Origin of the sequence: Eubacterium ramulus ATCC 29099, assembly GCF_000469345.1 — a bacterium.
GTDB lineage: Bacteria > Bacillota > Clostridia > Lachnospirales > Lachnospiraceae > Eubacterium_I > Eubacterium_I ramulus.
The window spans coordinates 40,386-45,238 of sequence record NZ_KI271151.1; the positions used below are offsets into that span (position 1 = coordinate 40,386).

The window sequence follows — 4,853 nt, forward strand, 5'->3', positions numbered from 1 at the left end:
TGAACGCAGTCGCTTTGCGACCTGTCAGTGGGCGCTTTTAACTCCCACTGACATAAGCATCCCATTACCCACCGCTTAATGCTCTATGCACTTGAAGCGGGGAAATGCTTATTCTGCGTTCAAACTCCATGCAAGTTTTATCATGTATTTCCTAAACCAGATCGTATTTCACTACATCTATTTTAGCTGCACCTTCAGCAGAAAATGAAATTCCTTTTGCCTCTTGTTCTGTAAATAAAACAGCCGACATAACCTGCTCGCCATCATTAATAAATATCTCTACGCTAAATCTATCCAAAATTACACGAAGCTTTAATTCATTGGCATCTCCATGTATCAGACATCTTCTCTGATGAACCAATGCTCGTTCAGTTCCTGAAAATTTTCTGTCAATTTTCAGGACAGACTCATCCGGGCGGAAGCACAATTCTGTATGAAACCTCTGATTCTGTGCAAAACGTAATGCGAATTTCTTATAGGCATTTTCCTTATCCTTCGGACGTATCACAAGTTCCATATCTATGGTTCGTCCTTCGATTTTGTCTAATGTGATCACATCATTATCTATTACTATATCATTGTACTCAACTCTGTCTTTACGCATTGCATCGAGTTCTCTAATCGGAGTCTGATAAAGTCTTCCGTTTTTCACAGACAATTCTCTCGGCAGACTCATTTGTGCAAACCATTTTGAATCGCTACAACGATGAGCAATCGTATCCCAGTTCTGCATCCAGGCAATCATAATTCTACGGCCATCCGGTGCAAGCAACGTCTGCATTGCATAATAATCTATTCCATAATCGACACTTTGTACTGTTTCTTCTTTTAAGGTATATGTCTCCGGATCCATCTCTCCGATGATACATAATGTCCCATTTCCATTATGGAACTCCAGTCCTTCCGGCAACATGTCCTGTGGACTTGTCAGAAGAACATGTTTTCCACCTAATTCGAAAAAGTCCGGGCACTCCCACATCTTTCCATAACGTTTTTTATTTTCTGCCAGAACACTGACAAATTCCCATTCGAATCCATCTGCACTTCTGTAAAGAAGAATCTGTCCGCTTCCATCTGCCGGACGGCTTCCAATTACGCAATAAAAATACCCATCTTTTTCTTTCCAGATCTTGGGATCCCGGAAATCCACTTTACTTGCACCTTCCGGAAGATCTTTGGCTGTCAGAACCGGATTCTTCTCATATTTCTTATAATCTTTTCCATCGCCAACAGCCACTGCCTGTGTCTGAATATCCCTTACAGTTCCATCTTCCATTTTCTCCTGATCCACTGCAGTATAGATGAGCAACTGTCTGCCGTCTCCTAACTCTGTTGCACTTCCCGAAAAGCATCCAATTTTATCATAATCTTCATCCGGTGCCAAAGCTGCCGGAAGATATTTCCAGTGAAGCAGATCTTTACTAACCACATGACCCCAATGCATACTGTTCCAGTGTGTATCGTATGGATAATACTGATAAAAAAGATGGTACTCTCCCTGATAGTATGAAAAACCATTCGGATCATTCATCCATCCGACATATGGGCTCACATGAAAAGCCGGTCTGTCTTCTGCTTTTATCTGCTTTCCCTGTTCATCTTCATATTTTCTAGCCTTTTCTAACATTTCACTCATGCAAATTCTCCTGTTGTTCGTATCGTTATTTTTCTTCACTCAATGACTCCTGATACTGATCAAAGTATTTCTGTTTAATTGAAAGATAATTAGAAAGTCCATACTGTTCCATTTTCTTCAAATAGGAATCCCACTCTTTTTCAATTCCGCCATGCAGAATCCAGTCTGCTTTCTTCTGCTCTGCATATTTTTTAATATCTGTATCATACTGAGATACTTTATTGGTATCATCAATGCTCATAAAAACGTTTGGATAAACATACTTGCTGTTCATATCCTGTAGATAAGTTTCATGCATATTGTCTAAACGCCATTTTGCATCTTCTGGCTGTATATACAGTGATAACTCCTTATATTTTCGGAAATCGGAAAATAAAACTCGTTCCGATACCTTCGATACTTTCGACGTGAATGGTTCCATTGTGGAGGTTTACAATCCAGCGCACCATAGAAAGGCCGAGACCGGTACCGCCATTTTCTCTGGAACGGCTTTTGTCTATGCGATAGAAACGCTCCCAGATTTTGTCCAGGTGTTCCACACTTATTCCAATACCATCATCTTTCACTTCACCGACAATCTGGTCATTTTCGACCTTCAGGATAACATGAATATGTCCATTTGTTTTTCCGTAATTGATGGCATTGGTTATTAAATTCATCATCATACGCAAAATCAATGTCTGGTCGCCGTTCATAAATAAGTCGTCCTGCTTTTGCAGGATAATCTCAATATTTTTTTCCTGTGCTTTTGTCTGCAGTTCTTCTATTACAAGTTCGCTTAATAATCCAAAATCCAGTTTTTCCATCAGATGCTGCTCACCCTGTTCGTTTCTGGCGATCATTAACATTTCGCTTGTCAGCTTTGACATTCGTTTTGCCTGCCTTAAGATAACTGCAATCTCTTCCTTATCTTCCGCAGATAAGTTTTCATTTTCCAATAAGTACTCACACTGGGAAATGATAACAGCAACGGGAGTACGCAGTTCATGGGATACGTCTGATGTGAATTGACGCTCCTTCTCAAACGAAAGTTCCAATCGCTCGAACATTTCGTTAAATTTCTCCGACAATTCGTATAATTCATCTTTTGCTTTTGGCAGAGACAATCGTTTGGAAAGATCTTTTCCATTGCTGATGTTTTCAACTTCATCGCAGATAAGATCCACCTGTCTCAATGCCCGCTTGATCATAAAATATCCGATGACCCCGATCAGAATAATAAGTACTGGAAATACAATCAACAGCATTTTCTTGGATGTCTGCATGAAAAGTTCTATAGAATGTACAGAGGTAATTCCTCGTACCCATATTTCGTCATCATCACCGTAAGTGTAAACGCTGTCATATATCATCCATTTTCGATTTGATTCGCTTATCGTTCGCGGTGTATTCGACATGAGGATAGTTTCTTCTGGAAATTGGGCTGGAATCGTTCCATAAAGTAATCGTCCGTTTTTGTCATAAATACAAAACATAATACCGTTATCGTAAAATTTAGTATCCACGTCAAGATAAAAGGAATCATCCTGAAAATTAATATTTGAAGAGAATCCGGTCACTGCGGCACTGATTTCTTCTTCTGTTGCAGAAATTCCAACCCTATCCACAAAAAGAAGGATGAGAACTAGAATAGTCCCAAGAACTACGACGATGATTCCGGTGTACCATAGCGTAATTTTTTTCTTGATCGTCATCTGTTTCATTCGTTTTCCCTCATTACATATCCGACACCGCGAACAGTGTGGATGAGTTTTTGTTCATATTGTGCATCGATTTTTTTTCGCAAATAGCGAATGTATACGTCGATCACATTGGAACCGCCTTCAAAATCAAAGTTCCACGCATTCTGTTCAATCTGCAGTCTTGTCATTACGATATTTTTGTTACGCATAAGACATTCCAGAACCATAAATTCTTTTGCAGAAAGATCAATTTCATTTCCGGCTCTTGTAACCTTTCTTGTATCACGATCCAGAATAAGATCTGCTATTTTTAGTTGATTTGATGTAAATTGTGGCTTTCTACGCATCATGACACGGATTCTTGCAAGCAGTTCTTCAAATGCAAATGGTTTGATCAGGTAATCATCGGCACCAAGATCCAGTCCTTTGACGCGGTCTTCAATGCTGTCTTTTGCTGTCAGTAACAGAACCGGTGTATCATCTTCTCGTCGCCTTAATTCTCTTAAGATTTCATATCCATCCTTTCCCGGCAACATGATATCAAGAATAATACCATCGTAGGAAGTCATATCGATATGATCCATCGCTTCCAGACCATCCCCACAGGCATCTACACTGTAATGTTCCTTGACCAGCCTTTTTTTGACAATGTTTCTTAAATCATTCTCGTCTTCTACAATCAGTAATCTCATAATGTAATTATTATAATACCAATCGTTTTCGGTTGCTAGAATCCTTTTTTTGAAATTATTGTTTGTTTTAATCTTTTTTTAATCTTCCCCCTATATGATACATATAACAGCAAAAACAAAACACTCAAGAGCCGAAAGGAGAACATGTTATGAAAAAATTATTAGTAGTTTTATTATCCCTCACATTAATATTTGCTTTTACAGGATGCACCTCATCCAATAATGAAGCTGCAGAAGATATAGAAATTAAGACACAGGAAGTTGTAACATCAAATACAGATGACGATGATGATAACATCAGTAACACAGAAAACGCAGTAGAGAATGTGAACGAAAAGGATTATGATTTCTCTTCTTATGAAAACAATATCCGTAATATAACAAAAAGTGTAAACAATGCAAAAACATCTACAAATGCATCTGAGAATCACGAACAATTCTACGCTTTGAAAAAACAGATAGACGCAGTTGATGACGAACTGGATAAACTTGATGATGAATTTGAGTATGCTTACCAGATGAAAGAGATTAGCTTCGAGATATACAAAGCGAGGGAACGCGCGATTGAAAAACTGGAAGATGAACTGGAATTAGCAGAAGAAGCGCTGGAAAACAAATACGGCATTGATGATTAATTCCATCTGGGCTACAAGAATTCTATCTATTCTCCGCTTCCGGGTATTGTGGAAAACAGTTTTCGTTAAAGCAACAAAAAATCAATAGTTTTTGGATTATAGGCCTAAAACTATTGATTTTTTTGCTTTTATGGGAACAAAAGTTAACTTACTAACTGTTTCTGCGTGAATCAATATTGGTAGTGTAAATTATTCTGTGTAAACCTCT

Annotated in this window: 5 protein-coding genes; 1 reads left to right on the forward strand and 4 read right to left on the reverse strand. The window is 38.4% G+C overall.

The window, feature by feature from the left end; translation table 11 throughout:
• Positions 1–151: 151 nt before the first annotated feature.
• The 4 genes from HMPREF0373_RS10515 to HMPREF0373_RS10530 are packed head-to-tail and all read right to left on the reverse strand — an operon-like array spanning position 152 to position 4,010.
• On the reverse strand, positions 152–1,636 hold the full coding sequence (locus HMPREF0373_RS10515) for a glycoside hydrolase family 32 protein (protein WP_044963961.1): 1,485 nt from the start codon (positions 1,634–1,636) through the stop codon (positions 152–154).
• Between the two features lie 25 nt (positions 1,637–1,661).
• Positions 1,662–1,934 (reverse strand): hypothetical protein, encoded by a 273-nt coding sequence (locus tag HMPREF0373_RS10520; protein ID WP_021739697.1) that lies wholly within the window; start codon positions 1,932–1,934, stop codon positions 1,662–1,664.
• Between the two features lie 52 nt (positions 1,935–1,986).
• Entirely contained in the window at positions 1,987–3,339 is a 1,353-nt protein-coding gene (locus HMPREF0373_RS10525) for a sensor histidine kinase (protein ID WP_021739698.1), read from the reverse strand.
• The gene (locus HMPREF0373_RS10530; RefSeq protein ID WP_021739699.1) at positions 3,336–4,010 is read right to left on the reverse strand and encodes a response regulator transcription factor; all 675 of its coding nucleotides are present in this window, start codon (positions 4,008–4,010) and stop codon (positions 3,336–3,338) included. Before HMPREF0373_RS10530 ends, HMPREF0373_RS10525 begins: the two co-directional genes overlap by 4 nt.
• A 149-nt stretch (positions 4,011–4,159) precedes the next feature.
• Between HMPREF0373_RS10530 and HMPREF0373_RS10535 the strand changes: the two genes are divergently transcribed.
• Positions 4,160–4,645 (forward strand): hypothetical protein, encoded by a 486-nt coding sequence (locus HMPREF0373_RS10535; protein WP_021739700.1) that lies wholly within the window; start codon positions 4,160–4,162, stop codon positions 4,643–4,645.
• The last annotated feature ends 208 nt before the right edge of the window (positions 4,646–4,853 follow it).

Bases quoted from the DNA above. Each gene is read 5' to 3' on its own strand.
- HMPREF0373_RS10520 (WP_021739697.1), bottom strand. From the start codon at position 1,934: ATGCATGAAACTTATCTACAGGATATGAACAGCAAGTATGTTTATCCA.
- HMPREF0373_RS10515 (WP_044963961.1), bottom strand. From the start codon at position 1,636: ATGAGTGAAATGTTAGAAAAGGCTAGAAAATATGAAGATGAACAGGGA.
- HMPREF0373_RS10530 (WP_021739699.1), bottom strand. From the start codon at position 4,010: ATGAGATTACTGATTGTAGAAGACGAGAATGATTTAAGAAACATTGTC.
- HMPREF0373_RS10535 (WP_021739700.1), top strand. From the start codon at position 4,160: ATGAAAAAATTATTAGTAGTTTTATTATCCCTCACATTAATATTTGCT.
- HMPREF0373_RS10525 (WP_021739698.1), bottom strand. From the start codon at position 3,339: ATGAAACAGATGACGATCAAGAAAAAAATTACGCTATGGTACACCGGA.